The 24160-nt window shown below is 50.4% G+C and carries 24 protein-coding genes; 6 read left to right on the top strand and 18 right to left on the bottom strand.

Annotated features, from left to right (window positions below):
• Positions 1-152 precede the first annotated feature (152 nt).
• From ACFSX3_RS13190 to ACFSX3_RS13140, 11 genes are all read right to left on the bottom strand, one after another.
• Complete coding sequence (locus ACFSX3_RS13190; RefSeq protein ID WP_209992235.1) at positions 153-380, bottom strand: bacteriocin immunity protein; 228 nt, start codon at positions 378-380, stop codon at positions 153-155.
• A gap of 18 nt (positions 381-398) precedes the next feature.
• Entirely contained in the window at positions 399-923 is a 525-nt protein-coding gene (locus ACFSX3_RS13185; RefSeq protein WP_209992236.1) for a hypothetical protein, read from the bottom strand.
• A gap of 283 nt (positions 924-1206) precedes the next feature.
• Complete coding sequence (locus tag ACFSX3_RS13180) at positions 1207-1566, bottom strand: Imm8 family immunity protein (RefSeq protein ID WP_209992237.1); 360 nt, start codon at positions 1564-1566, stop codon at positions 1207-1209.
• Positions 1567-1611: 45 nt separating this feature from the next.
• Entirely contained in the window at positions 1612-2115 is a 504-nt protein-coding gene (locus tag ACFSX3_RS13175) for a hypothetical protein (RefSeq protein WP_209992238.1), read from the bottom strand.
• A 127-nt stretch (positions 2116-2242) separates the two neighbouring features.
• Positions 2243-2560, bottom strand: a complete 318-nt coding sequence (locus ACFSX3_RS13170; RefSeq protein WP_209992239.1) for a hypothetical protein — start codon at positions 2558-2560, stop codon at positions 2243-2245.
• A gap of 194 nt (positions 2561-2754) precedes the next feature.
• Complete coding sequence (locus ACFSX3_RS13165; protein ID WP_209992240.1) at positions 2755-3390, bottom strand: hypothetical protein; 636 nt, start codon at positions 3388-3390, stop codon at positions 2755-2757.
• 140 nt (positions 3391-3530) lie between these two features.
• Positions 3531-4016: a hypothetical protein gene (locus tag ACFSX3_RS13160; protein ID WP_209992241.1), complete on the bottom strand. Its 486-nt coding sequence runs from the start codon at positions 4014-4016 to the stop codon at positions 3531-3533.
• A gap of 16 nt (positions 4017-4032) precedes the next feature.
• Complete coding sequence (locus tag ACFSX3_RS13155; protein WP_209992242.1) at positions 4033-4380, bottom strand: hypothetical protein; 348 nt, start codon at positions 4378-4380, stop codon at positions 4033-4035.
• A 273-nt stretch (positions 4381-4653) separates the two neighbouring features.
• Positions 4654-5304, bottom strand: a complete 651-nt coding sequence (locus ACFSX3_RS13150) for a DUF1775 domain-containing protein (RefSeq protein ID WP_379258818.1) — start codon at positions 5302-5304, stop codon at positions 4654-4656.
• Positions 5305-5371: 67 nt separating this feature from the next.
• On the bottom strand, positions 5372-6037 hold the full coding sequence (locus tag ACFSX3_RS13145) for a response regulator (protein ID WP_209992244.1): 666 nt from the start codon (positions 6035-6037) through the stop codon (positions 5372-5374).
• Positions 6006-6878: a sensor histidine kinase gene (locus ACFSX3_RS13140; protein WP_209992245.1), complete on the bottom strand. Its 873-nt coding sequence runs from the start codon at positions 6876-6878 to the stop codon at positions 6006-6008. The genes ACFSX3_RS13145 and ACFSX3_RS13140 overlap by 32 nt, the downstream gene beginning before the upstream one ends.
• A 240-nt stretch (positions 6879-7118) precedes the next feature.
• Between ACFSX3_RS13140 and ACFSX3_RS13135 the strand changes: the two genes are divergently transcribed.
• The 4 genes from ACFSX3_RS13135 to ACFSX3_RS13120 all read left to right on the top strand — a co-directional run bounded on the left by ACFSX3_RS13135 (position 7119) and on the right by ACFSX3_RS13120 (position 10503).
• Positions 7119-7814 carry a response regulator transcription factor gene (locus ACFSX3_RS13135; RefSeq protein WP_209992246.1) on the top strand — a complete coding sequence of 232 codons (696 nt, stop codon included), beginning with the start codon at positions 7119-7121 and terminating at the stop codon, positions 7812-7814.
• A complete protein-coding gene (locus tag ACFSX3_RS13130; RefSeq protein WP_209992247.1) occupies positions 7807-8904 on the top strand; it encodes a sensor histidine kinase in 1098 nt (365 codons plus the stop codon). The genes ACFSX3_RS13135 and ACFSX3_RS13130 overlap by 8 nt, the downstream gene beginning before the upstream one ends.
• Positions 8905-9082: 178 nt before the next feature.
• The gene (locus tag ACFSX3_RS13125) at positions 9083-9940 is read left to right on the top strand and encodes a M15 family metallopeptidase (protein ID WP_209992248.1); all 858 of its coding nucleotides are present in this window, start codon (positions 9083-9085) and stop codon (positions 9938-9940) included.
• A 47-nt stretch (positions 9941-9987) separates the two neighbouring features.
• Positions 9988-10503 carry a VanZ family protein gene (locus ACFSX3_RS13120; protein WP_209992249.1) on the top strand — a complete coding sequence of 172 codons (516 nt, stop codon included), beginning with the start codon at positions 9988-9990 and terminating at the stop codon, positions 10501-10503.
• Positions 10504-10532: 29 nt separating this feature from the next.
• On the opposite strand, the gene ACFSX3_RS13115 is transcribed toward ACFSX3_RS13120, so the two are convergent.
• The 3 genes from ACFSX3_RS13115 to ACFSX3_RS13105 form a co-directional block, all read right to left on the bottom strand.
• The gene (locus tag ACFSX3_RS13115; RefSeq protein WP_209992250.1) at positions 10533-11549 is read right to left on the bottom strand and encodes a hypothetical protein; all 1017 of its coding nucleotides are present in this window, start codon (positions 11547-11549) and stop codon (positions 10533-10535) included.
• Between the two features lie 19 nt (positions 11550-11568).
• Positions 11569-12492 (bottom strand): cysteine synthase A, encoded by a 924-nt coding sequence (gene cysK / locus ACFSX3_RS13110; protein ID WP_209992251.1) that lies wholly within the window; start codon positions 12490-12492, stop codon positions 11569-11571.
• A 387-nt stretch (positions 12493-12879) separates the two neighbouring features.
• Positions 12880-16779 (bottom strand): galactose-binding domain-containing protein, encoded by a 3900-nt coding sequence (locus ACFSX3_RS13105; RefSeq protein ID WP_379312919.1) that lies wholly within the window; start codon positions 16777-16779, stop codon positions 12880-12882.
• Positions 16780-17021: 242 nt separating this feature from the next.
• Here ACFSX3_RS13105 and ACFSX3_RS13100 point away from each other — a divergent pair, with 242 nt between their 5' ends.
• The gene (locus ACFSX3_RS13100; protein WP_209992252.1) at positions 17022-18104 is read left to right on the top strand and encodes a nucleotidyltransferase domain-containing protein; all 1083 of its coding nucleotides are present in this window, start codon (positions 17022-17024) and stop codon (positions 18102-18104) included.
• A gap of 5 nt (positions 18105-18109) precedes the next feature.
• Here ACFSX3_RS13100 and ACFSX3_RS13095 read toward each other — a convergent pair whose 3' ends face one another.
• Together ACFSX3_RS13095 and ACFSX3_RS13090 are read right to left on the bottom strand one after the other, a co-directional pair.
• Complete coding sequence (locus tag ACFSX3_RS13095; RefSeq protein WP_209992253.1) at positions 18110-18808, bottom strand: Crp/Fnr family transcriptional regulator; 699 nt, start codon at positions 18806-18808, stop codon at positions 18110-18112.
• A 64-nt stretch (positions 18809-18872) separates the two neighbouring features.
• Positions 18873-20411, bottom strand: a complete 1539-nt coding sequence (locus tag ACFSX3_RS13090) for a DUF4153 domain-containing protein (protein WP_209992254.1) — start codon at positions 20409-20411, stop codon at positions 18873-18875.
• A 123-nt stretch (positions 20412-20534) separates the two neighbouring features.
• Between ACFSX3_RS13090 and ACFSX3_RS13085 the strand changes: the two genes are divergently transcribed.
• On the top strand, positions 20535-22211 hold the full coding sequence (locus ACFSX3_RS13085; RefSeq protein WP_209992255.1) for an ABC transporter substrate-binding protein: 1677 nt from the start codon (positions 20535-20537) through the stop codon (positions 22209-22211).
• Positions 22212-22276: 65 nt separating this feature from the next.
• Here the strand turns inward: ACFSX3_RS13085 and ACFSX3_RS13080 are convergent, their stop codons facing one another.
• Together ACFSX3_RS13080 and ACFSX3_RS13075 are read right to left on the bottom strand one after the other, a co-directional pair.
• Positions 22277-22768: a DinB family protein gene (locus ACFSX3_RS13080; protein ID WP_209992256.1), complete on the bottom strand. Its 492-nt coding sequence runs from the start codon at positions 22766-22768 to the stop codon at positions 22277-22279.
• A 316-nt stretch (positions 22769-23084) separates the two neighbouring features.
• On the bottom strand, positions 23085-24155 hold the full coding sequence (locus ACFSX3_RS13075) for a DUF1835 domain-containing protein (protein ID WP_379312923.1): 1071 nt from the start codon (positions 24153-24155) through the stop codon (positions 23085-23087).
• Positions 24156-24160 lie beyond the last annotated feature (5 nt).

Genomic DNA, 24160 nt, shown 5'->3' with positions numbered 1-24160 from the left:
AGAGCAGGTTTCGCCGATGCAGTGAGAGAAAATGGTTGATTATGCGGGAATTTTGTCAGCAATTAGCGCACCATTTTCACACTTGACGAAATAGGAGATAGAGAAGTACACAAAAAAACCTCGCGATCAGCAATCGCAAGGCAGTTCTAGCGCTAGTTCTCCATTGGGGGCGGCAGCACAATCGGCTGATAACCTAGCGCAGCATCTACAATCTCCTCCGGCGTCAGCTCCGGCTTATTCCAGAAGATCAGATCACTCACGCCGGGATGAACCACATTCTCCGCTACGATCTCCAGCCATTCATCCAGCTCCGCCTCTGTTCCTTCGGCGTTCACGATCTTGGTTACGAGTGCGATTAGTTGTTGGCGGGATAGGGACATTTTGGGAGCCTCCTTTGTTTATGGTCCAAATACCCACTTCAGCACATTGTGGCTATTGCGCATCATCTTGTTCCTATCGGCGTCATACTCTACCACCACTTCGACACCTAATGCAGCAATAAGGAAGTCATTCACTAGCTCGGAAGATAACAAAACAGCAGATAGTTCATCATAGAAGGGCTGGTTACGTTCATTCAGCGTATCATCCAGGTAATCTATATGTTGGGTATCGATTGAAATGCTTGTTTCATAGACTTCTTCCGACTTGCTCAAAAACACTACAAACCTGTTCAGCTTGGCCTCTCCTTGTATCCAAATAATTCTTCCTTCCTCAAGAAGAGCGGCAAAAGGGTCTGCCAGCATTCCCTGAATCGTGTGGGTTCTCGCATCTTCATATTCCCAGTTTCTTATTGATTCGATATGATTGATTGTAGGCTTGAAACCTTGGTCTTGGAGAATTCTGAGCAACTTATCGTAGTCAATAATGTCTCGGGAATATAGGACTATGTTGAAGTTAGCGGCTATGGGTGTCACCTCGCTCAATATCGGATACTCTTTTCCTTTTATTTAAAACTTAATCCATCGTCTATAATTTCTCCATTCAAATTTTGAAGAAGATAATATTCAGCGAAAAATCTCTCCATAAAAATTACGTTTAAAGTAGTATTCACATATTCAATTGGGTTATCAAACCTATAGTTTATAACAAGGGAAATAGTTAACATACTTCCAAAAACAATCAATAGCTTTTGGGAAACAATCATATTTCATCTCAAATTCTTTCAACTTATCGGTATCCATATATTAAGTCACTCCTTGTATTGCATTAAATCTCAAGGCTGGATAGTATCTCTCTTTCCGTAATGTAACGAATATTGTCGTATTCCCAGCTCAGATAACGGTTAATAGCTATTGCCGCTTCATCCCATGTAGGACGAATACAATCTTGGAGTATTTTATTTATCTCTGTCACAAGCAACTCCTCCGAGTAATTTTGAACTATGAAAATCCCTCTTCCATTTAGTATCTTATTTTCACACAGACTGTTTAACACAAATTCTGGAGTCAAGACTTGAAAGTGAAAGCAATCCGAACCTATATCGTTTTCTTCCGCAATATAAGCCGTACCTTTTATTCCATATTGATTTTCAATCAAATCTATACCTTTAAGTACTGGGGTAACCACAACCACACCTCCAGGTGCATCATTTATGATCATTTGATATATACACTACTCTATCTTATTAAGAGGGATTGCTATTTGAGATTTCTCAAAAATTCGCATACTATATGTTTCTCCCACAGTCACATTAACGTAGCCTGGAGCAAGATAAAACCTCATAACTTTGGAATCATCATCAACCCAAACTCTATCGCTCGCTTTATACTCCTTTTCACGCTTTATGATTGTTACATCCTTTTCGTGATATCCTATAAAAACGTCGTTTGATAGATGGTAGATGTCCACCCCAACAACATATATTGAAAAAACTGCAAATGTGCACACCAAAAATAACAAAAATCTTTTCCAGCAATTATTTAACTCACTAAGATTTCGACCGAGTGACAGGGGGAACTCAACAACTAAAGCATACAAAAATGCTATTTCACGAACCATTTCAAACAATAATATTCTTCGTTCAAATGAACTATACTTTATGGCTATTGTAGCGATAAGTATTGTAAATATAATGATAAATAATACTCTTACTATTGTTCTCTTTTTTATTTTCATTTATTTCCTTTCTAAAGTCAGCATCGATAGCCTGGGAGAATCACAGCCACTTCCCTCCTTAATAGCTATTCGGATCTGCTTGATACTGAAGGGATATTTTAGTTCAAACAATATTACTTAAATCCACTTATTGGTACAAACCATCATTAAAAATCGAAGTAATCGTCATATACAGTTTACTCATAATAGGGTTATCCATAACTTCCTCTTCTTTTCCTGTATTGTTTTCTATTTGACTAGATATGCTGGTATACAAATAAAACAACTCATATGCCATTTTTTTAGATATAACGTCCAGTTCTCTAGAATATGCCTTATATTCATTAAGAAAACCTATTAAAATTTCTATTTGCTCCAGCGGTAGTTCTCTATCTTTTCTCATTTTCACAACAATACTACGAACAATAGCGGATACGTCGCGCTGTATTTCCTCGGATTCTCTCATGGAATCGACCTCATAGTCTCATCAATTTTTTACTAACAGAAACAAGTCCCCATCTTCGTCACCTTCTCGTTGTAGAAAACAATCAGTCCCCATAATAGATGACTTGCAAAATGACGTGAATCAAGATTAATAATAATTGGAGTGCTCCACTAGTAACTTTCGATACTAATGATATAAAGGAGTTGATATGCATTTTAGTCTGTTTTCAATTTTTTCAAAGCTGCAATATAAATCTCAAAGGCTTTCTTAAGTTGGTTCTCATATTGATTGCTTGATTTTGCCCATTTAACAAATTGATCTTCATTTGATAATTCTTCTTGTTTTAAATAGTAATCAAACCACATCATAGATATTTTGTAGTATAAAGAAAATTCCGTGAGACTAATTTGCTTGTTCATTAAGATGGAATCAAGTCTTTCTTCTACACGCTTTATAGTTAAATTAATAGTATTGTTCCAACCTACATCATTACTAACACCTCTTTCAAAAAGATGAACTAATATCTCATAATTCAAGATCTCAAAATCATTCTCCTCAAACTTTGAGAAGAATTCTTTCTCAAGAATTCTTATGGACTCGTCCGAAAAACTGCTAAATAAATAATCATAACAGTTAAAATTATCATCAATTGAAAACCAATTTGTTAACTCTTCAACTATAACTAGAATTAACTGTGTTACATGCTGTAGTAAAAATGAGCCCAATTCTTCATGTTCGTCATCATGGAGATGATATAATTCTTTAAAAGCAAATAACAATTGTCTAAATGCTTCTATATCATCGTTTAATGCATTTTGTTTAAGCTCGCTTAAATTGTATCTATCCAGCATTGTTTATACCACCACTTTACATTCAAATTCTCATTAACCAGTCCCCGTAAATTTCAAGGCGACTGGCTGCTTATAATTGCAAGTTTTTTTGATCCCTGTCTCACAAAAAGGATTCAGTCATATGTGGCTTTTCTCGCTTGTTAGTTATTAATACTAATAGAATAATAAGTTGCATGGTCAACCCGTTCTTTACTCCCTTTTAATATAGCATCATCAAAGCTCAGGACTACGTTGTTGGTCTTATTAACTTTTTTGTCTATAAAGATTTGTAGATTGATAGGTTGCTCTGCTTGATATGGAATCAGTTCTTCATAAACAATTTTGTTATCTAACTCAAAAATAAGTCCGCTCATTAAATCAGTTGAACCCTCGTACTTAGCACCTAACGCATTGCTAATATCCTTGCTTGAACTTCCCACCTGAAAAACAAGCAGCTTATTCCACTTAAATGAAGTGATTTCTTCAAGGGAAATATCACAAATATCACTAGAGTTACATTTGTCCTCTATGATGAGCTTAATTTGACTACTTAAAGATTTATCATTTTGACATATTAATATTATCAACGTTATAAAAACAAGAAAAAATATCCTAACCCATATTTTCTTTATAAGATAATGATGCATAAACTGCACACTCCATCTACTGTTCAATTTGTATTACAAAAAAATCATCGTCAGGTGTACCATCAAAATTTAAAAGCAGTTGATAGTATCCAACTTCTTTCCCTTTATATCTAATAGGGATTGTAACAATAACATGATTATAGTCACAATTAGGATAGCTGTTACTATAATTTATTGATACTGATTTAATTTCAACTTCAAAATCCCCTCTATCCTCTTCTCCTATGTATGCAGAAAAATAGCACATAAATTCATTAGGCTCTTCAATTTTATATTTCTCTAGATTCATCCAAAATCCCTTATATGCTTTTTGTTCAATATCGTGTTCTATAATCCATTTTTTTAATTCTTCAAAATCAAACATTAAGCATCTCCTTTCAGGTACAAACACTTTAACGAATCAGCCGCCTTTTTGCTACCTTTTTTAGGAAATCAACCGACTTGGAATCCAATACATATTCCCTCACTCTCCGCGCTATCACCAATAGCCATTAGATAAACAACATACTGTACAACAGACAATAGTCCGAGCCGGGGCAGAACTCATACGAAAAACAAAGAACCCCGCAGCAGATGGTGAATTCACATCTGCTGCGGGGTTCTCTCCATACAAGTCAATCCATCCTAATCCTCCAGCCTACTCCGTGCGACCCCGAAGCAAGGCTATCGCTGCCAGCAGGAAGGAGACCAGCGAGATGCCGAGGGTAATGTAGAGCATCGGCGAGGTGCCGGTGCTGGCGCCTTCATTGTCCACAATGGCCTGATGCTCGTCCATGGTCATGGTGCCGGAACCGGACATGTCTGCGGCACCGTGGCCGTGACCGCCATCGGCGCTGCCGGAGGCTTCAGCGATGGCGGTGATGGAGTGCGGGGATTCAGAGCCGGCTTCGCCGGACCATTGCACGAGGCTGCCATCGGCATAGTGCTGATAGGCATCCCAGGCGATATCGCCTGCGGAGTCCGGGTTCTTGGCTGTGAAGTAGAAGCGCTGGAACTGTCCGGCCTGAATGCCGCCATCCTTGGCAATCCAGCTTACTTTATTCCCGTCCACTGTTACCTCCCAGCCGGGAGTGGCTTCGTATTGCTTAAATTCCGCGCCTGCCGGAATCCGCAGATCCACCTGGACGGTGGCGCTTTCTTTTTCAGACGGTACTTTCAGGGTATACGTCTCCCAGGCCCCCGTGCTGGACTGCGCTGGACTAACGGTTACGTGGGCGCTCGCCACGGCTGCGAACAACAGTAGTGCTACGGCTGCCGGTGCGGCCAGTGCTGCTATTTTGCGAAACATTCTATTCAATGAAATCTCCCCTATTCTCTAATAATGGATATTGGGCCTGTCTACGCTATCTTAAGCTCTATCTTTTCCCCGGAAAATCCCGCTCCCGCGAAGCCAGCCCCTGCTCCATCGCGTATCTGGTAAGCTGCGTACGATTCTGAAGCTGAAGCTTCTGCAGAATGTTCTTCAGGTGATTCTTGACCGTATGCTCGGAAATCCCGAGGGTGACGGCAATCTCCTTATTGGTGGACCCGGAGGATACACAGCCCAGTATCTCCTTCTCCCGCGCGGTTAATGCCTCCCGCTCCTCCTTGACGGAGGTGACGGCGAACTCCTTGAGAATCTGAAAAGCCAGCTCCCGGCTCAGCGGTACCTCTTCACTTACAATAGCCAGCAAATATTCAATCCAGGTGGACGGAGCCAGATTCTTCAGGAGATACCCCTGAGCCCCCTGCTTGAGCGCTTCAAACAGATAGGAGATCTCATCCGATACAGTGACGATGACGATCTTCACATACGGATATTCCAGCTTAATGCGGCGCGTGGTCTCCAGACCATCCATTCCCGGCATTTCGATATCAATCAGGATCAGGTCGGGCATCCATTGGCCGGTCCAGACGATGGCCTCCGCTCCGCTGGCAACCGCGCCGATCACTTCAAACCGTTCATCCAGCGCCACAATCTCACTCATCGCTTCACGTGCATGTGCATGGTCATCGACGATCAGTACCCGGCAGCGTTCCATTCTGCGCACCTCCTTTGGCAATTTCCACGGTGGTTCCGTCAGTCCCTGACTGTATGTCAAGCCTCCAGCCCATACTGCGGGACCGTTCCCTCATAATCTGCAGGCCATAGCTACCGTTCACCGCAAAAGGATCGTCATGCTCAATTCCAGCACCATCATCTGCAATGGTTACACGCCAGCCATGCTCATTCCCTTGGCCCGATACGGATACCCTGCCTGCACGTGTATGCTTGCGCACATTGATAATCGCTTCACGGATACAGGACAACAGCTCTGCCTGTTCCGCCGCAGTCAGCGCCTGCTCCTCCAGATGCCAGTCCAGCGACACCTCAATCATGACTTCTCCGGCAATTCCGGCCAGTTGCTCCTTAATGGACCGCTCCAGCGAAAAGCTCTCTTCACCGCTGACCGGCACCTTCAGATTGGCAATGGCCTGACGAACATAACGGTTGACCTCATGGACGGTCTTCTTAATCTGATCCACACTGTCCGCGCTGACGCTGCCGTCCTTACGGCTCTGCTCCAGACGGTCAATCCGCACGGAGAGCAGGAACAGGGATTGCGCCATTCCGTCATGCAGCTCCTTGGCCAGATCCTCCCGCGCTTCCATCGCCCCTGTTGCCGCCCGCTCCTGCTCCAGCTCCCGCTGGTTCCGCTCCATGATCCGAAAGAGCGGCAGCAGCAGAATAATACTGAACATAAAGACCAATACAGGTGTTAAGTAGTTTCCCGTGTCCATGGAAATATACTGCATCAGGAACTGATGTCTCACCCACTCCCAGATACCCACCATGACTGTTGGAATCAGCAGGATTAGCACTTTAATTCGGGTATACGTCACGGTTCCCTCCCTAATTACTGCTCGTTATTCTACCATTTCCGGGTGAACTCCGGCATGACTCTTTAGGGCTATGCCCGTCCGGATATGTTACAGAATTAAGTATTTAAAAGTTAAATCATTCCCTCCATAGCTCCCATCGTCCTATCATAACAGTTAGCGAAACAATATCCGATAGGTTACACTAGGATTGAAGCACAATCAAGGATAATTTCATGCTGACACTACAGGAGAGATAATGAAATGAAACGAATTACGATTCTTGTCGCCGACGACGATGCGGAAATTGCCGATCTGATTGGACTGCATTTGGAAAAAGAAGGCTACCACCCCATAAAGGTTACAAACGGACCGGCGGCGGTGCAGGTTATCCAGTCCAGGCATATCGACCTGGCGATTCTGGATATTATGATGCCCGGGCTAGACGGGTATGAAGTGACCCGGCAGATCCGGGAGCAGCATGGGCTGCCGATTATTTTTGTAAGCGCGAAGACTTCGGATCTGGATAAAATCACTGGACTTGTCATCGGCGCCGACGATTATATGACCAAGCCCTTCAATCCCATGGAGCTGGTCGCCAGAGTGAACGCGCAGCTTAGACGTTCCATGAAGCTGAACCAGCCGGTTGCCGAGCAGAAGGCCGTAGTAGAAGCCGGGGGGCTGATCATCGATCCGGACCGCCGTTCCGTGACCTTGTATGGAAATGCTGTGGAGCTGACGCCGAAGGAATTCGATATCCTGTATTTGCTCGCCAGCTACCCTAAGAAAGTATTCAGCGCCGAGCAGCTTTTTCAGCAAATCTGGGGTGAGGCTTATTATGAAGGCGGGAACACCGTGATGGTCCATATCCGCACCCTGCGCAAAAAGCTGGGCGATGACCAGAGTAAAAATACATGGATCAAAACGATCTGGGGGGTAGGGTACACGTTCAATGGCTAATCTTGTCCGCAGCTTCCGCTTCAAAATGATATCACTGCTGGTACTCAGCATGATTTGCTCCGGCGCTATTACCTTTGTACTCTACAAAAGCCTGCAAATGTATTATACCTCTCAGGTGAAGTATGAAGACAAGCTTACCCGCTTCCGTTATCTGATTGCCGATTTCGGCGACCTGAATTTCTTCCTGATCTTCTTCATCCCGCTGGCGCTGCTGTTCTTCTTCCTGTTCACCAAGCCGTATGCCCGCTATTTCAAAGAAATCTCACACCATATCCGCCTGCTGGCTAACGGGGATTTCAAAAGCCGGATTCAAATTCATTCTAACGATGAGTTCGAGGATATCGCCGCTGACCTTAATCAGGCCAAGGATAAGCTGGAGGAAGCGGTGGAACGCGGGGACTTCGCGGAGAACAGCAAGGACAAGCTGGTGCTAAATCTGGCTCATGATCTGCGGACTCCGCTGACCTCTGTGCTCGGCTACCTGGATCTGGTGCTGAAGGACGGGGAGTTAACCGCCGAACAAGTTAAGCATTACACCACGATTGCCTACACCAAATCACAGCGGCTGGAGAAGCTGATCGACGAGCTGTTCGAGATTACCCGGATGAATTACGGCATGCTTACCGTGGAGCAGCGCCCCCTTGATCTGAGCGAGCTGCTGGTCCAGCTGAACGAGGAATTGTATCCTCTGCTGGAGAACAACGGGCTGACAGCCCGGATCGAGATCACTCCGCAGCTCAAAATTACCGGGGACGGGGAACTGCTGGCCCGGGTGTTCGAGAACCTGCTGACCAATGCGGTGCGTTACGGTAAAGACGGCCGTTATGTCGATATCCTCTGCCACCCGGAGGATGAGCAGGTCGTTGTCCAGGTCATCAACTATGGAGACAGGATTCCTGAGGAGGACCTGCCTTTTCTGTTCGATATGTTCTATACGGGCGACCGGGCGCGAACCCATCAGGAAGGCAGTACCGGGCTGGGATTGTTCATTGCCAAAAATATCGTCGAGCAGCATCAGGGGACGATCTCCGTACAGAGTGACACGATCCGCACGCTCTTCGAGGTCCGTCTGCCGGGTCTGATCCACTAGTCTGCTCCAGCTATAGCCGAAGTGTTGCCGTCCTTTTAGAAGGACGGTTTTTTTGCATGTACATTTCAAGCTGGAACACTTTAAGCGGAGACGTTTTAAGAAAAACTTTATCTTTCCCCCACTTCTATTTAAACACACTCCTCTATGCTTAAGTCATTGAAACAAGGAGGACGAGAACATGAAGAAATGGTTATTCGTAATTGTGATTGCTGTGCTGATCGGTTATGAGTGGATGTCCAGGGATCAAGAGGATGCCAAGGCAGACCTGAATATTAAGACGGTACAAGTCTCTACAGATAAAGGTTCGAAGAATCTGACAGTGATCCCGAAGGGCCAGATCTATCAGGGGAACCTGCTCCTGGTCAACAAGGATTATCCCGTTCAGCCCTCGGGTGTCAGCGCGGATATTGTAAGGCTAACCGATTATGAAGAGCTGACTTCCGGCTACGTGCTGCTGGATCACAAAACGCTGCTCTCCAAGCAAGTGGCAGAGAAATTCACAAAGATGGTACACGCTGCAGCCGGGGAGGACATCAACAGCTTCCTGATCAGCAGCGGCTACCGGGACAATGAGAAGCAGAAGCAGTTATATGAGGAAAAAGGAGCAGATTACGCTCTTCCGCCCGGATACAGCGAGCATAACCTGGGCTTGTCGCTTGACATCGGCTCCTCCCAAATGGCCATGAGCCATGCCCCTGAAGGGCAATGGCTGCGGGACAATGCATGGGATTACGGCTTCATTCTACGCTATCCTGAGGATAAAACAGATATCACCGGCATCAAGTATGAGCCCTGGCATTTCCGGTATGTAGGACTTCCGCACAGTGTGATTATGCGCGACAAGAACTTCACGCTGGAAGAATACCTTGAATTCCTTAAGGAGCAGAAGTCGATCGCCACTACCGTTAACGGCGTCGAATATCAGATTTCCTATATCGAAGTTAACGGGAACACTCCAGTTCCCACCCCTGACGCCCAGCACATTGAGTTCTCTGGCGACAATATGAACGGTGTGATTATGACGGTATATCCTTAATGACTAAGCCATATAACATTACAATCTACAGAAAGCGGTGATCTGAAATGAATCAGGCACACAAGCGGACAAAATACGGTTTGCAGGTACTGTTTACCGTCTACGTATATATTCTGTTCAAAATTATTTTGTTCAAATTCGGTTCGATGGATCTCCCATTTCTATGGCAGCAGCTTCAACACAGCCCGGATCATGTTGCCGCCAGTCTGAGAAGCGGAAATCTGGTCCCGCTGGCCACCTTATCCAATACCTATCATCATCTCAGCACAAGCACTGTCGTTAATTTCCTGGGGAATATCGCCTTATTCATTCCTTATGGCATCTTCCTGGTGCTGTTATCTCCGAATGGAAAAGGCAGCGGCTCCTTCACCGGTGTACTGCTGTGGTCCTTCGCGTTAAGCGCGGTGCTGGAATGCTCACAAGCCGTCTTCTATATCGGAACGTTTGATGTGGATGATCTTCTGCTGAACACCTTCGGCGGGATGTTGGGATATCTGCTGATTCGCCCCATCATGATGATGTATATGACAGGCAGACAAGGCTCCTCCGTCACCCAGAAGTGACGGGGAGCCTTGCTTTCCGTTCGCCCTGCTCACAAGGGAGAGGTATAGCGGCCATATTCGATCGCAAGCTCTGTGAAGCCATTGCCTTCCTGCTTCAGGAAAAAGCTGTTCATACCCTCCGCTCCCCACCAGTTCAACCCCAGCAGTAATCCGTCTGCTGTATGTGCGGCGAACAGCAGGGAGAACATCTGCGGGTTCACCTCACCGCCGTCATCGACACGCCAGACTGAATATTCATTATCTGTAATCTCAGCAGGATAGTCCTTGAAGCTGAGCATCCCGTCTTCCTCCAGTACAAGGCTAAACAGCATCTCCTTATCTTGTCTTACGAACTGCACCAGATAGAGCTGTCTGTCCGGGCCCAGCCCGGCCAGCTTCCAGGCGGACTGGATCTTCCGGCCTTTGGCAGCTGCTACACTCTTGCGAAGCGGATCACCGGCTGCAAGCTGCGGGCCTGCCGGGTCGGCGGGCTGAAGCTCCAGCAAGGCTGCCTGCGGAAAGACCGTAGAATCAACCAAATAATAGGTCTCATCCCGCATCGCTGCGTCACCCTCTACCTTGAATAGATAACCGGACATATTCGGTATATTATTCGCCAGCTCCCGGCCGTTGTTGTTCTCGTTACCCGTCTGCCATTTCTCCAGCTTCACAGCCAGCACCTGGCCCCCGTTCCCGATGGCAGTGTTCAGGGACTTCAGCTGCTCCCCGGCTCCCTCCTCTTCCCTGGAGACGATAATATGACTCCCGGTCTCACTGGCGAATCCGAAGACCGGCTGGAGCTTGGCAGGGTCGAGCAAGGCATCCGGGGCCGGAGAAGCCGTAGCTGACGCCGAAGCAGTCGGGAGCGCACTTGGCGGGCTATCCGTCTGCATTACGGCTGGCGACGGACTGCCGGAAGACGGATCGGCCGAAGCTCCTGCACTGCTGGCAGCGTCATTGCTATTCGTCCGGGCACACCCGGTCAGGCTAAAGACTATGACTGCTGCAAGAATAAGACTTCCGGCCGCTCTTACCCCGTGCCGGAAACTGCGCTTCGCTTGATTCATAACGGGCCTCCAGTATAATTTAGTCGAAAATCCCCATGCTGAGGTAACGTTCCCCGGTATCGGGCGCGATACATAACACCCGCTTGCCCCGACCCAGGTGCCGCGCCTCCTGCAAGGCTGTCCAGACTGCGGCTCCGCCGGAAGGTCCGAGCAGAATTCCCTCGGTACGGGCCAGTTCTCTTACCATCTCCAAGGCATCCTCATCGGATACCTGCACGATCTCATCGTAAATGCCGGTATTCAGAATCGCCGGCACGAAGCCCGGGCTGGTCCCCACCAGCTTATGCGGCCCGGGCTGGCCGCCGGACAGCACCGGCGAACCCTGCGGCTCCACGACAACCACTCGCAGCTCTGGCAGTCGCGCGCGCAACGCCTCGCCGGTTCCGGTGATGGTGCCGCCTGTCCCGGAAGTAGCAACGAACACATCCAGCCGTCCCTCCATCTGCTCCAGGATTTCCTTTGCTGTGGTCGTGCGGTGAATGTCCGGGTTCGCCTGATTCTCGAACTGCTGCGGGATGAAGCTGCCGGGGATCTCCCGTCCCAGCTCCACCGCCTTGGCAATCGCGCCGGGCATCCGCTCCGCCGCCGGAGTCAGCACCACTTCCGCCCCGTAGGCCTTCAGGATATTGATCCGTTCCTTCGTCATATTATCCGGCATGATCAGGATCGCCTTATATCCCTTCGCTGCCGCATTCATCGCCAGTCCAATCCCGGTATTCCCGCTGGTCGGCTCAATGATTGTCCCGCCCGGCTGCAGGCGTCCGTCCAGCTCCGCCTGGAGGATCAGATTATAGGCCGCCCGGTCCTTGACGCTGCCGCTGGGATTGAACATCTCCAGCTTTACATACAGCTCCGCATCCTCCGGTCCGGTTACCCGGTTCAAGCGCACAACCGGCGTGCCGCCGATCAGCTCCGTAATATTATTGACTACCCGATTCGTCATGGGTGTGCCTCCTTTGTTTCTGTCCTTATCCTATGCACAATATAACACCCATTGTATAGTTACGGGAAAGCATTTGTCGATTATCAGGAATTGCGGCTGCAACACCGGCAATGTTGTACATTGTGCAGGATTTCCAGCCGCCGAGTAGCTCTGGTCCCCGATTGTTGCACATTTTGCAGGAATAATCAGCAGATCGGGAAGTCTGAGTCCACATTGTTGTAATTTGTGCAGGTTTCCCTTTTTGCGTGCTATGAAGAGACTAATTTGTTGCAAAAGATGCAGGATTTCCTATGTCCAGCGGGATGAGAAAGCAAAAAATCGCCTCCCGGACACACGGGCGGCGGTTTTTTGTGTGCGCTGCTTCATAGAAGGCGTTGCTTCGTTCCCCTACGGATTCACCGTTATCGTGAACGTAGAGGTCGTGTTTTTGATCGGCGTTACCGTGTTCAGTATCTTCAGGTTGTTGAAGACCACATTGCCCACCGCAGGGCCTTGGCCGGGCTCTGCCGACTCATTGGCCCAGATACCGACACCGGACTTGGCATCGAAGGCATCTCCGCTCTTGAGGGCACCGGAAATCGTAATGTTTGAGAAGATCGTATCAGCCACGGGGAACTGCGGCGTAGAGCCGGCATAATTGGTCTGGAACATAATCCCGTGATAGGTCGGGTCTACAATATCCACATCACTCACCCGGATACCCTGGAACACCTTGGAGGCGGAGAACACCCAGATGGCCGGGAAGGTCTGGGAGCCCCAGAAATGTCCGCCTGCCCGGACGACCGAGATATTCTGGAAGTTTGTCGTCGGCGAAGCTCCGAAGCCATTCATCGCATAGCCGAAATCAAGCGAACTGATCGTAATTCCTGAGTAGCAGAGCGTATCCGCGATGTAGATGTTGCGGAAGGTATTGGCATAACCGCCGTATACCGCAACACCGGCTGCCCGCCAGGTCAGGATCGAGGTCAGATTCTCATAGACGTTATCCTTCATGTCCGAGCCGCCGGAATCAATCGCCGAGAACAGCGCGAAGCTGTCATCCCCGGTAGCCCGGGCTTCATTATTGGACACGAGATTATTCGTGCTGCCGTTCGTCATGTTGATTCCGTCGGCGAAGGTGTTGCGGATACGGGAGTTCCTGATCACCATGTAGTCAGTATTGGCCCCCCAGTACATACATACCTGATGTTCGGTCCAGATGTTGTCGATCGTTATGTTCGCCACATTGGAGAAGTCGAACACCTTGCCGGGACCGTCAATCCGTGAAGTATAGTTGCCGAAGTAGGCAAACCCCGAGAAGGTTGAGCCATTCGCTGAATCTGTCGCCCGGAAGCCGATGTCTGTATTCGACTGGTTGAGCGGAGCGTAGAACCGGGTATACCACGGTCCCGCTCCGATGATTTTCACTGCCTTGCCGTAGACCTGGAATTTATTCGAGGTCTCATAGTTTCCGGCAGGAAGATAGACACCTACAAGATTACCCGTTGTATCCATACGGACCTTATCCAGCGCATTCTGCACATCCTGATGTGTGAATCCAAGCGGCACGGTATACTTGGACGGGTCAGGATTGGCAATTGGCGATACCTGTTCCAGGCTCACGAAGTCTATCGCATATTGCGAAGTGTTGCCTGCATCCTTCTGCAGCCGGATCGTGCTGCCCGCCGGAATGGTGTTATCGAACATGATATTCGCTTCATCATAAATATGGCGCGGGGAACCGGCGCTTGGCGAATTGCCCGGACTGGTCTCTGAGCCATAGAGCCAGGCATACTTGGAATCCAAGGTGATGGCTTTGTTAAAGATACCATTGACATAAATATTCAGGGTCGCCGTTGTGCCGTCACCGCTGGCCGAGTCGGGAATAGAGAACCGGGTGACCAGAGTATTCGTGCTGGCTTTGGTGGTGAATTCGACATAGCTGCCTGTGGTGTTCAGTGTAACTGCCCGTCTGCCTGAAGCTTCCCCGGCCAGGTCACCGATATTCCGGTTCGGTGCCAGCTTGACTGCTCCGCCGCCGATCACTCCATCTTCCGCCTCATACATATCGTAAGGCATATTGGCCCCGCGTCCGATATAGAGCGGCTGGTTATGGATGTTGTTGGCCCGCTTTACCGCCAGTTCGTTGCCGTCCACGGCAATTTCTGTTTTTACATTATATTTTCCGTTCACAGCCGTCCAGGTTCCAAGAGCCACAGGAGCTGTAGTACTTCCGGCGGCAATAACACCGTTATAAGCTCCGGTCAACGTTCTGAGGACCGCGCCTGTTGTAGCATCGGTCAAGGTCAGCGTGATGTTATGAGCGCCGCTTGCCGAGGAAGCTGATCCCTGATTCTTGATGGCTAACGCGAAGCTTACCACGTTACCCCCTGCCGGATTGCCAGGAGACCAACTGACCGGCGAGGCGATCAGATCTGAGCTGGATACCGGATTCACCGTAAGGGCTGAAGGATGCGTATAACTGTTATTGCCTTCATTCAGCTCTACAACATTGTTGCTCTCATCTACCTTGGCGCTTACCGTATAGGTTCCGGCATCCTTGGCACCAGGGCTGAAGGAGACATTAGCTGAAGCCCCAGCAGCCAGGGCACCCACGGGGGCATTTCCGGCAAGAACATTACCGAGATAAAAGCCCACATTGGTAGCTGCGCATGAAGCAGAACCGCTATTTTTCACTGTTGCGTTCAGAGTAAGAGAATCTGTCTCTACCGGAGCAGACGGACTCCATGACATTCCGGTTACCGTCAGGTCAGGATTCGCCCCCGGTGTGCCGATAATCTGGAGCTCCGCCACCTGTCCGGCGCTTGAACCCGAGTTCGCAGTGAATTTCAGCTGTAGCTCACTGACAGTTGCTGTGACCGGAATGGTCACTGCATTGCCGCTGGCCGGATTAAATGTATACTCCGCCGCAGGTACCAGACTGGTGAACGTTCCTGTGGACTGGTTATGTCCCAGCACCTGGATTGTCTGGGTACGGGTTGACCAGGCTGCTGCCGGATTGAGCTTCACTACTACCGAAGTTATGTTGGCGTTCGCGCCAAGGTTAACAGTCAGCGTGTTCGGATAATCTCCCCCAGCTCCTTCCCAGTAGGTCGTGACCTCTCCATCATTGGCATTGGCCGCAACAAAGGTGAATACGGAAGAAGAAGCATGGATAGCCTTACCAACCGCCAGATTCGAGCCGGGACCTGTGGTTGGGGTTGCTGTAGGGACTGGTGTACTAGTTGGTGTTGGTACAGGTGTAGATGTCGGCGTTGGAGCTACGGTTGGTGTGGCAGCCGGCGTTGCGGTTGGCATAACCGTTGGCGCAACTGTTGGCGCTATCGTTGGAACGGGCGTAGGCGCAATGGTTGCCGTTGGTGTAGTTGAAGCTGTCAGTACAAGCTGATCCAGATTCACATTCCCGGAGTCGGACGCATCATATTTGTAGGCAATCGTGTTGGTTCCAGCAGCTAAGGCCACCACCTCTGCCTGCGTGGACCAGTTATCCCAGCTTGGCAGATTGGCAAGCGGCGTCTGCCTGATCTTCGTGCCGTTCACATAGATACTCAGAGTCTTCGTACTTCCTGAGGCATTGGCATACCGCAGGGCTGCGCTGTAATTCCCTGCTGCCGGAGCCGTTACCGTGAAGGTTGTGGCTGCTCCTTGCGTCAGGTAGCCGTCAACGAAGGCCGCACCGGTATAGCCGCTGTGATCGGTATTCGTCTTGGCCCCGCCGGATAAGGCGGCAGCCTCCGCTTCGTAGGTTCCGGGTGGAGAGACCGTGGTGCCGTACACCTCAATCTCCGACAGCTGCGCAGCAGGCCAGCCGGTGTTGGCCGTGAAGTTTATTTTGATATAACGGGCGGTTGCTGCAGTAAATGGAATCGTGACGGTGTTGGAGCCGCTGGAAGGATTGAACACATACCCGGCAAACGCCGCCAGATTACTGTATGAGGCATCATCCGTACTGCCTTGCACAGACAGCGTCTGTGTTCTGGCTTCCCAGCCCGCAGGCAGCTTCAGTACAACCTGATTCACACTGCTGCTGGCACCCAGATCCACCTTGATCCATTGCGGAAAAGCATTGCCGGCACTCTCCCAGTACGTCCCCTGGTTACCGTCATTGGCGTGCGCTGCTACATACACATCCCCAACTGAGCTTGCGCTAATCGTCTTACCTTGTGCCAGATTGCCTGCCGCTGCCCCCACTGCCGGAAATAATGCGAGCTGTCCCACACATAATGCAAGCATCAGACTGTACATCAGGAACGTCCTTGCTACCGAAGACCTGGTTCTGCTGATCATTTGACAACCACCTCCCATAGATTATGGTGCCACCTTCGAGTATACGCTTTCATAAAAACAAATTATGGTAATAATATAAGATAGAGCCTGGCTCAGGTCGATGGCGTATTCTATGAAAAGTATGTGCGTACATACGGAGCGCTCAGGGAGAGAATGAACCTAACTGAAGTCGGCATACCCGTGGACGCCAGATCCTTTTACAATGAATACAACAACAAGCCACAGCGCAGGAGGAATCAGCTATGAATGAAAGTACCAGGCAGGAGCTATTATCCAAACATGAAAAACTGATCAACATGGTGATCGAGCGGGCCAAACGGGATTTTCCAGAGGAGATTGCGGTGATCGGGCTGACGGGCTCTTGCCGTACCGGGGATTATCATGAGAAAAGCGACCTGGATCTGATCATCATCAATAACAACAACCAAGGCTGGGGCATCTCGTCATGCTTCATTCTGGGGGAGGTCGGTTATGATATCTACTGCACTCCATGGGAGACCCGGATCGAAGAACAGGCCGCGCTTGAAAGTCCGATGATCTCCTCTCTAATAGATTTGCAGGTGCTCTACTATGCCAAGCCTGAGGATCTGGAGAAGCTTAGGGTCTATCAGCAACGGGCGCTGGATGCTCTAGCGAAGCCCTTGGGAAGCGATGCCCTGGAACGGGCGAAGAAGTGGATCGATCTGGCCAAGCAGGAATATGCGAATATTTGTCTTACAGAGGATAAGGGAGCCGTAAGGCTGGCTTCAGCCGAGTTGGTCTACAATCTGGTGAACGCGTTGACGCATATGAACAATACTTATTTGAAAAGAGGGCTGAAAAGATACCTGGAGGATACCGCAGCTTACCGCCATATCCCCGAGAATTATGAAACGATTTATATGAATGTGGTCTGCGCGAAGACGGCGGATGAGATCCGAAGTACCTCTGGCATTCTGCTCAAAAGTATCCTCGATCTGTACAGCACCCTGTATCAGAAATATGTAGAACAGCCTGTTCCTACCTATGATAATCTGGCGGGTACCTATGAGGAATTATGGTGCAACTACCGCAACAAGGTGATTGCCAGCGCTGAAAACAAAGATCCTTCCTACGCCTTCTATGCCGCCATGGGGGCGCAGGGTCTGCTGGATGAAATGACTGAGTCGCGGGGAACCCGGAAGTTCGAACTCATGCAGTATTTTGATGCAAGTAATCTGGATCTGTTCAAGGAACGGTTCCTGCAGGCGATGGATGACTATCTGGAGGAATATCACCGGGTCGGCCGGCCGGCCCAGCGTTACGATACTTTTGAAGAGCTGTACCGGCAATATATGAAGCAGTAGCCCCCTCAATCGTACAAGTTCCCGTTCGCCAGCAGAGCCAGCCGCTCCTCATCACGCACAATCAGGCGGCCGTTCCTGCGTTCAATAATCCCGTCTTCAATCAGGCGGCGCACCACCCGGTTCAGATGCCGGTAAGAGGTGCCAAGCAGATCGGCTGTCTCTGTCAGCGTGGAGGTACGAATCTCTTCTACGCGCTGGGCGCCGGTGTTGTCCGCGAACAGCGACATCAGGTAGCTGGCGAACCGGTTCTCCACCGGATAGAGCACATTCATGGCTGAGGTCTGTCCGAGTGTGTACATTTTGTGGCTCAGCTCTCCTACCAGGAAACGCAGCAGCGCTGTATTGTCTTCAATCTCCCGGAGCAGCAGCTTCCTTCCGGCGACAAGCAGCAGGCTGTCTCCTACAGAGACGACCTCATTCTTGACCGGATACTGGCGCAGCAGCTCCACATCCCCGATCACCGACATCGGCCGGGCGAACCGGACCAGCATTGACTTGCCGTTAGGCAGCAGTGTATGAATCTTCAGCTTGCCCTGCATTAGGAAAAACATATGCTCCAGCCGGTCGCCCACCGAGCAGACGGCCTCCCCGCCGCCGTAACGCCGAAGCTCCATCTGGGCAATGGCGCTGCTGCTGAACATGGCTGTGAGGCCATTCTGCTCGGTAAGGCCCCGAACTGCCTCCGGATTTATAATCGATTGCATGAGCTTCTTCTCTCCTTGTGTCATTTCTGCTGAAATTACTGTATCACAAGTCAAAGCCCGGAAGCTATTTCTGCGTTACCTCTCCTGCAAAATATTCCGCAAGCGCTCTACGCTCCCGGTGATTCGCCAGATTGAACGACGGCCAGCTCTGCTTAGGCTGAGCGCGTTCAGACAGTCTGCTGCGCAGCGCCTCGTCCAGAATCCCCTTTTCCTGCTTACTGAACCCGATCAGCTCTGGAACCACATCTGCGGAGAGCCCGGCCAAGTAACCGGCATCCAGTGTGCCGCTTGCTTCATAACGCTGGATATTCTGCTTCGCAATAATATGATCCATCCCTATATAGTTCATCAGCACATAGGAGAGCAGTCCGAGCACAATGTAACATTTTAGAAGCGGGAAGGGTTCACGGCTAATCCGCACGGCCGCCAGCACCAGCAGCAATCCAAGGAAGATCATGAAGGCATGAACCAGGAACCGGATGTAGGTGTAACCGTACGCTTCTTCATATAGAGTCAGCCGCGAGTATGCAGAATACAGCATGACCATGGAGCAGAGAACCAGAATGTACAGCAGGAGCTGGATCACCCGCTTCAGGATACCGCCCGCTTTGCGCACTGCCAATAAGGACAGCAGCAAGATTGCGAAGTTAATGGATGTGACCAGAATCAGCTCCAGAAAACCGCTCCGCGCATAGTCCGCATACGTGCTGTTCTCCGGCAGAATTCCGTCCCAGGCCCCGAACAGATACGAGAACTGGACACTCACAAATAGCATGTACACCGCATTAATTGCAGTCAGCACGGTAGTGATAATGACCGGATCATCAAGACCGATACCCTCCTCCCCTGCTTCAGCCGCTTCCAGCTTCTGCCCCATCGCATCAAACTCACTGACCAGAGGAGTGCGGATATAGGATTTACTCTGTACGAACCCCCAGACGAAGCCGAACATGCCCAGCCCGACCAGCAGAACCCACAGGCCCCGGAAGATCCAGTCCCCCAGCGAGATATTGTCAAAAATCCCCGGGAGTGCTTCCAGCAGCTGACTGAACACTCCGTCCGCCGTAGAGAGCAGCGAGATCACAATCAGCAGCAGCGGTACGGAAATCAGCAGGCCGATCAGCACCCGCATCAATACCTGCTTGCGTTCATTCGCCATCCCGCCCTTGCCCCGGCGCAGCAGCCTCAGTGCCGTCGACCAGTTGCGCAGACTTTGCGGGAACAGATGCTCAAGCGCCGCGCCGATCAGTGCGAATCCGCTCCAGGCGGGCTTGCGGTAACTAAGCATATACGTCATATGTAGTAGAATAAGCACCGGAATAACAACGATATTAAGCGCAAAGAAAAACCAGTTGCCGAACAGCATATAGGTCAGGGACAACAGAAATATGGACACCATCCAAACATAGCTGAACCAGGTCTGCTTGCGCAGCTGCTCCTTGGCGAAATAGAGTATAAAAGCATAAAATAAGACCACAAAAATCGGGTATGAGATCCCCGGCATTTTGCCGTAGAACAGGTACTGATGCACAACCGCAAGCAGAAATGCGGCCAATAAGGCTACACGCCCAAGCCCCGGTTTGGATACCATTTTTTCGTCCATGGTAGATTCCCCCATCTTTTTACTGTCATATCCTAATTCTAGCTGATAAAATAAGAAGAAAAAGAGAAATATAATATTATTAATTTCCTATTTTATAAATTAGGCAGGAGGAGAATGTCCCAAATGAAGCTGCATAGTCAATTCCTGAAGCTGCATTCGCAGCATGGAGGTCCGGCCGAGATCTCTGTTACCCTGGACGAGCTGGCCTTGACCCTTGGCTGCACCCACCGCAATGCACTGCATGTGATCCGCAAAATGGCCGATCTCGGCTGGATCAACTGGACCCCCAACCGGGGCCGGGGGCGGCGCTCCAAGCTGGTGTTCCTCGCAGCGGCCGAGGACATTGCCCTGGAATCCATGAAGCAGGCGATAAGCAGCAAAGATATCAGCAGTGCGCTTGAGGGCATCCGCGGACATGCCCGCACCTCATCGCTGCAGGACACGCTGCAAGGCTGGCTGCTCGCTTACTTCGGGCATCATGCCGAGGTGCACAGCGACAAGCGGATCGATACGCTGCGGCTGCCGGTCACCCAGCAGCTCCATACCTTCGATCCGCTCTATATGAATTTGCTGGCGGAGTCGTTTGTCTCGAGCCATGTTTTTGACGGGCTGGTCGGCCGCAGCGGTGAACGCGGCAAAGTGATCCCCGGCCTGGCCCATGCCTGGGAGACAGACGGGAGCCGGACGGCCTGGACTTTTCATCTGCGTAAGGAGGTCTTGTTCCATCATGGTAAGGTACTGACCGCTGAGGATGTCGTCTACTCGTTCGAACGGATGATGTCTACCTCGCAGCGCATGCTGTACAGCTATATTGTCAAGGAGATTCAGGCAGTCCAGGCCTTGAATGCCTCTACCGTCCGCATACTGCTGAAGAAGCCGAATGAACTCTTCCTTCCCTTCCTCTGCACCAGCCGGGCGGCGATTGTGCCCCGCGATCTGGAGTCCATTGGAGAGAATCTGTTTGGACGCAGACCGGCGGGCACCGGTCCGTTCAAGGTTGTGGAGATGAATGAGGATACCTGTGTGCTGGAGGTGTTCCCTTACTATTTTCAGGGGCGGGCCCATCTGGACCGTGTTGAGATTATCTATGTCCCGTGGAGCCTGGACCGGGAACCCTCAGAGACCGGCTCTGCCTTCCATGTCATCCCGAATCCGTCTACAGCGGGCGCAGACTCTCTAAGCAGAATCCACTCTGAGTCTTATGTCCGCAAATTCGTAACCTGCAACACGAAGAAAAAGGGACCGCTAAGCGATCCCCTTCTCCGTGCCGAGCTGCTGTCCTGTCTGCATGAAGCTCCGAGAGTGCCCTTCCGGCATTTCGCAGCGCCTCCGGCTGAAGTCTTGCAGATTGCCACGATCCCGCAGTATGCCGGAGATGCCGAATACATCGCCGCAAGACTAACGCAGCACGGATATTCCTGCAAGGTATTATCCGTGTCGCCGGAGGAATTCAAAGGCCCGATCCGCCTGAAGTCCGACCTGATCGTCTTCTCGCTGCTCCGCGACCAGGACGAGCAGCTTCGGCTGTACGACCTGTACCTGACCCTCTCGCAGCACATTGAACCGCGCACCCGTGCGGGCATTGAGGGCAGGCTGCGCCAAATCTCGTTGGAGCCTGATGCCGCCGTTCGGGCGGAAGGCTTCCGGGTGATTGAGGATACTCTAACCCGTGACCACCAGCTGTATATTCTGTACGAACGGCCTGCCGAGACCGCCTATCTGCCCTCAGTACGCGGGGTGACCTTCAACAGCCAGGGCTGGGTCGATCTGCGCCATCTGTGGTTTCCGCCCGAGCTGTAGATATGAAGTAGAAGATCGGGGGAGGCTTGCTACACCGCAGACTATATTAGGACACGCAGCCTCCTTTATTCTGTACCGGGTAAATACGTAGCCAGACTTCTGCGCACCAGATTAGGGGAGACCGGCTTACGGCCGAGTTCCCTTGACCAGATGGAGAGCTGGCCGATGTGATGAATCTCATGCGCGGCAACATGCCGCATCACTTCGCCCCATCTATGCTGGGTAACCTGCCCATCCGGCCCATCCTCCCTTAGAATCCTCCGTTCCAATGCCTCATTCCAAGCCACTACGAAGGACTCCACCTCCGGCCGGAAGCGCGCATCTACTTCTCTGATTTTCTGCAAAGTATTGTACTCCGTGAAGTCTAAACGGATATCCGGCTTACCTTCCATATCCCGGACCCAGCTTAATTCCACATCCACTATATGCACCAGCGTCTGCAGGATTCCGCCCACCCCGCCAATGCGTGTCTTCGCCAGTTCTTCTTCCGGCAGTTCCCCGCACCATTGATACCATTCCTCGCGGACCTGCCAGTTATAACGAAATAAGGTTTGCATGGTTGGCCTCCTTTTGCCTCTAAAGATTTAAACCCAAAGCTTGGTCGTCACTGCGGTGAACATTTGGACTGCTGGTCGCTTTTGCTGATTAAACCGCTGCTATATAAAATGCACTTAAGATTTGAACTCCAAGCTTGGTCGTCGCTGCGGTGAACATTTGGCCCTCCGGCCGCTGTTGTGTTTGGATTTCTTGATTTAAACCGCTATTAGCGGTGGAAATCCAAACACAAAGGCGGACGCTATCGCTCCTACAGTTCCAAATTTCCCCTCCGCTTCTTTTGGCTTTTTGTTAAATTCTTTAGTGCTTCTATATACCTTACCCTTTTCTGCGCCGGATGCTATAGAATCTCATCGCTGTGGGAACGCCCTTAATCTCCAGCACCCCGCTATAGATCAGTTCTCTCACCCTGTGCTCAAAATAAGCATCACCGACATATTGCTCACAGTATCCGAGCGCCTCACCGACCAGCCGGGCTGATTTCAGGAATCCATCATCCCCTGGCGGCGGCTGAAGCGAGTCCAGCTTCTCCAGCAGATAGCTGTCATAATACTCAGCGGGCACCTCCAGCAGGGTATCCTCCTGCCAAATCCGCAGAGCGCCGGACTGCCTGGATATCTCCTTCCATTCCTGAGATAGCCGCGCGATATCCGCAGCACCCAGCCTGCTGCCCTCATCAATTCGCAGAAGTGCTTCCCGGAGCTTGTCTGACGGAATCTCACCGGAATGATAGTAATTTATATAAGCATCCGGCCGGTTGAACAGTTCCTCACAGATTTCGCAGGCATCACACACTATGATCTCGTTCGGTCTCTTCCCCAACAGATGAGCAATAAGACGCAGCCCGGTCTGCTCGCAAGCATTGCCACTGGTCCAGATTATAATCTTGGCCTGCTCAGGAATCTGCTCCAGGTTGTCCAGCAGCTCAGAGTACTCTCTTTCACATTCATCAGAGACTGTATAGTATTCATGGATATGCTGGCGGAACCAGTCGCTGCGGAGCTTCCTTCCCACTGGTGTATCCAACTGATCCAGCGGACCTATAGCATAATTCTCCCGTAGGATAATCAGCTTATGGGTAGCCGTCCAGCCAAATTCTTTAAGCACCTGCTTCATGCTGCCCCCGAAGGAGTCGCCGCAGAGAATATGAACATGGGTACTGTCAGGTGCAGGGTCCCAGAAGGCACGCTGCGCCGGAAGACTCATCAGTGATGAGTACTGTTCAATCAATTCAGCAACCGGCTCCGCCATATGCTTATCCAGAGGTCTCTCCAACTGCCCGTGCTGCTCCTTCAACTCGCCTATCCCCGCCAAAATCCCCGTCAAATACTGCTTTACTTCCTCATCCCTGAGCGTACTTACAGCCTTTTTGATCGCCAGCATGTCCATCAACC

It is taken from the genome of Paenibacillus rhizoplanae (assembly GCF_042684125.1).
Classification (GTDB): Bacteria; Bacillota; Bacilli; order Paenibacillales; family Paenibacillaceae; genus Paenibacillus_AQ; species Paenibacillus_AQ rhizoplanae.
Note: the sequence above shows the minus strand (reverse complement) of the source record. Positions and strands in the feature narration are given on the sequence as shown.

Coding starts and splice junctions, on each gene's coding strand:
- ACFSX3_RS13125 (WP_209992248.1), top strand. CDS start 9,083: ATGAAGAAATGGTTATTCGTAATTGTGATTGCTGTGCTGATCGGTTAT.
- ACFSX3_RS13120 (WP_209992249.1), top strand. CDS start 9,988: ATGAATCAGGCACACAAGCGGACAAAATACGGTTTGCAGGTACTGTTT.
- ACFSX3_RS13085 (WP_209992255.1), top strand. CDS start 20,535: ATGAAGCTGCATAGTCAATTCCTGAAGCTGCATTCGCAGCATGGAGGT.
- ACFSX3_RS13165 (WP_209992240.1), bottom strand. CDS start 3,390: ATGCTGGATAGATACAATTTAAGCGAGCTTAAACAAAATGCATTAAAC.
- ACFSX3_RS13175 (WP_209992238.1), bottom strand. CDS start 2,115: ATGAAAATAAAAAAGAGAACAATAGTAAGAGTATTATTTATCATTATA.
- ACFSX3_RS13150 (WP_379258818.1), bottom strand. CDS start 5,304: ATGTTTCGCAAAATAGCAGCACTGGCCGCACCGGCAGCCGTAGCACTA.
- ACFSX3_RS13080 (WP_209992256.1), bottom strand. CDS start 22,768: ATGCAAACCTTATTTCGTTATAACTGGCAGGTCCGCGAGGAATGGTAT.
- ACFSX3_RS13155 (WP_209992242.1), bottom strand. CDS start 4,380: ATGTTTGATTTTGAAGAATTAAAAAAATGGATTATAGAACACGATATT.
- ACFSX3_RS13090 (WP_209992254.1), bottom strand. CDS start 20,411: ATGGACGAAAAAATGGTATCCAAACCGGGGCTTGGGCGTGTAGCCTTA.
- ACFSX3_RS13115 (WP_209992250.1), bottom strand. CDS start 11,549: ATGAATCAAGCGAAGCGCAGTTTCCGGCACGGGGTAAGAGCGGCCGGA.
- cysK (WP_209992251.1), bottom strand. CDS start 12,492: ATGACGAATCGGGTAGTCAATAATATTACGGAGCTGATCGGCGGCACG.
- ACFSX3_RS13170 (WP_209992239.1), bottom strand. CDS start 2,560: ATGAGAGAATCCGAGGAAATACAGCGCGACGTATCCGCTATTGTTCGT.
- ACFSX3_RS13095 (WP_209992253.1), bottom strand. CDS start 18,808: ATGCAATCGATTATAAATCCGGAGGCAGTTCGGGGCCTTACCGAGCAG.
- ACFSX3_RS13130 (WP_209992247.1), top strand. CDS start 7,807: ATGGCTAATCTTGTCCGCAGCTTCCGCTTCAAAATGATATCACTGCTG.
- ACFSX3_RS13105 (WP_379312919.1), bottom strand. CDS start 16,779: ATGATCAGCAGAACCAGGTCTTCGGTAGCAAGGACGTTCCTGATGTAC.
- ACFSX3_RS13135 (WP_209992246.1), top strand. CDS start 7,119: ATGAAACGAATTACGATTCTTGTCGCCGACGACGATGCGGAAATTGCC.
- ACFSX3_RS13075 (WP_379312923.1), bottom strand. CDS start 24,155: ATGGACATGCTGGCGATCAAAAAGGCTGTAAGTACGCTCAGGGATGAG.
- ACFSX3_RS13160 (WP_209992241.1), bottom strand. CDS start 4,016: ATGCATCATTATCTTATAAAGAAAATATGGGTTAGGATATTTTTTCTT.
- ACFSX3_RS13145 (WP_209992244.1), bottom strand. CDS start 6,037: ATGGAACGCTGCCGGGTACTGATCGTCGATGACCATGCACATGCACGT.
- ACFSX3_RS13190 (WP_209992235.1), bottom strand. CDS start 380: ATGTCCCTATCCCGCCAACAACTAATCGCACTCGTAACCAAGATCGTG.
- ACFSX3_RS13100 (WP_209992252.1), top strand. CDS start 17,022: ATGAATGAAAGTACCAGGCAGGAGCTATTATCCAAACATGAAAAACTG.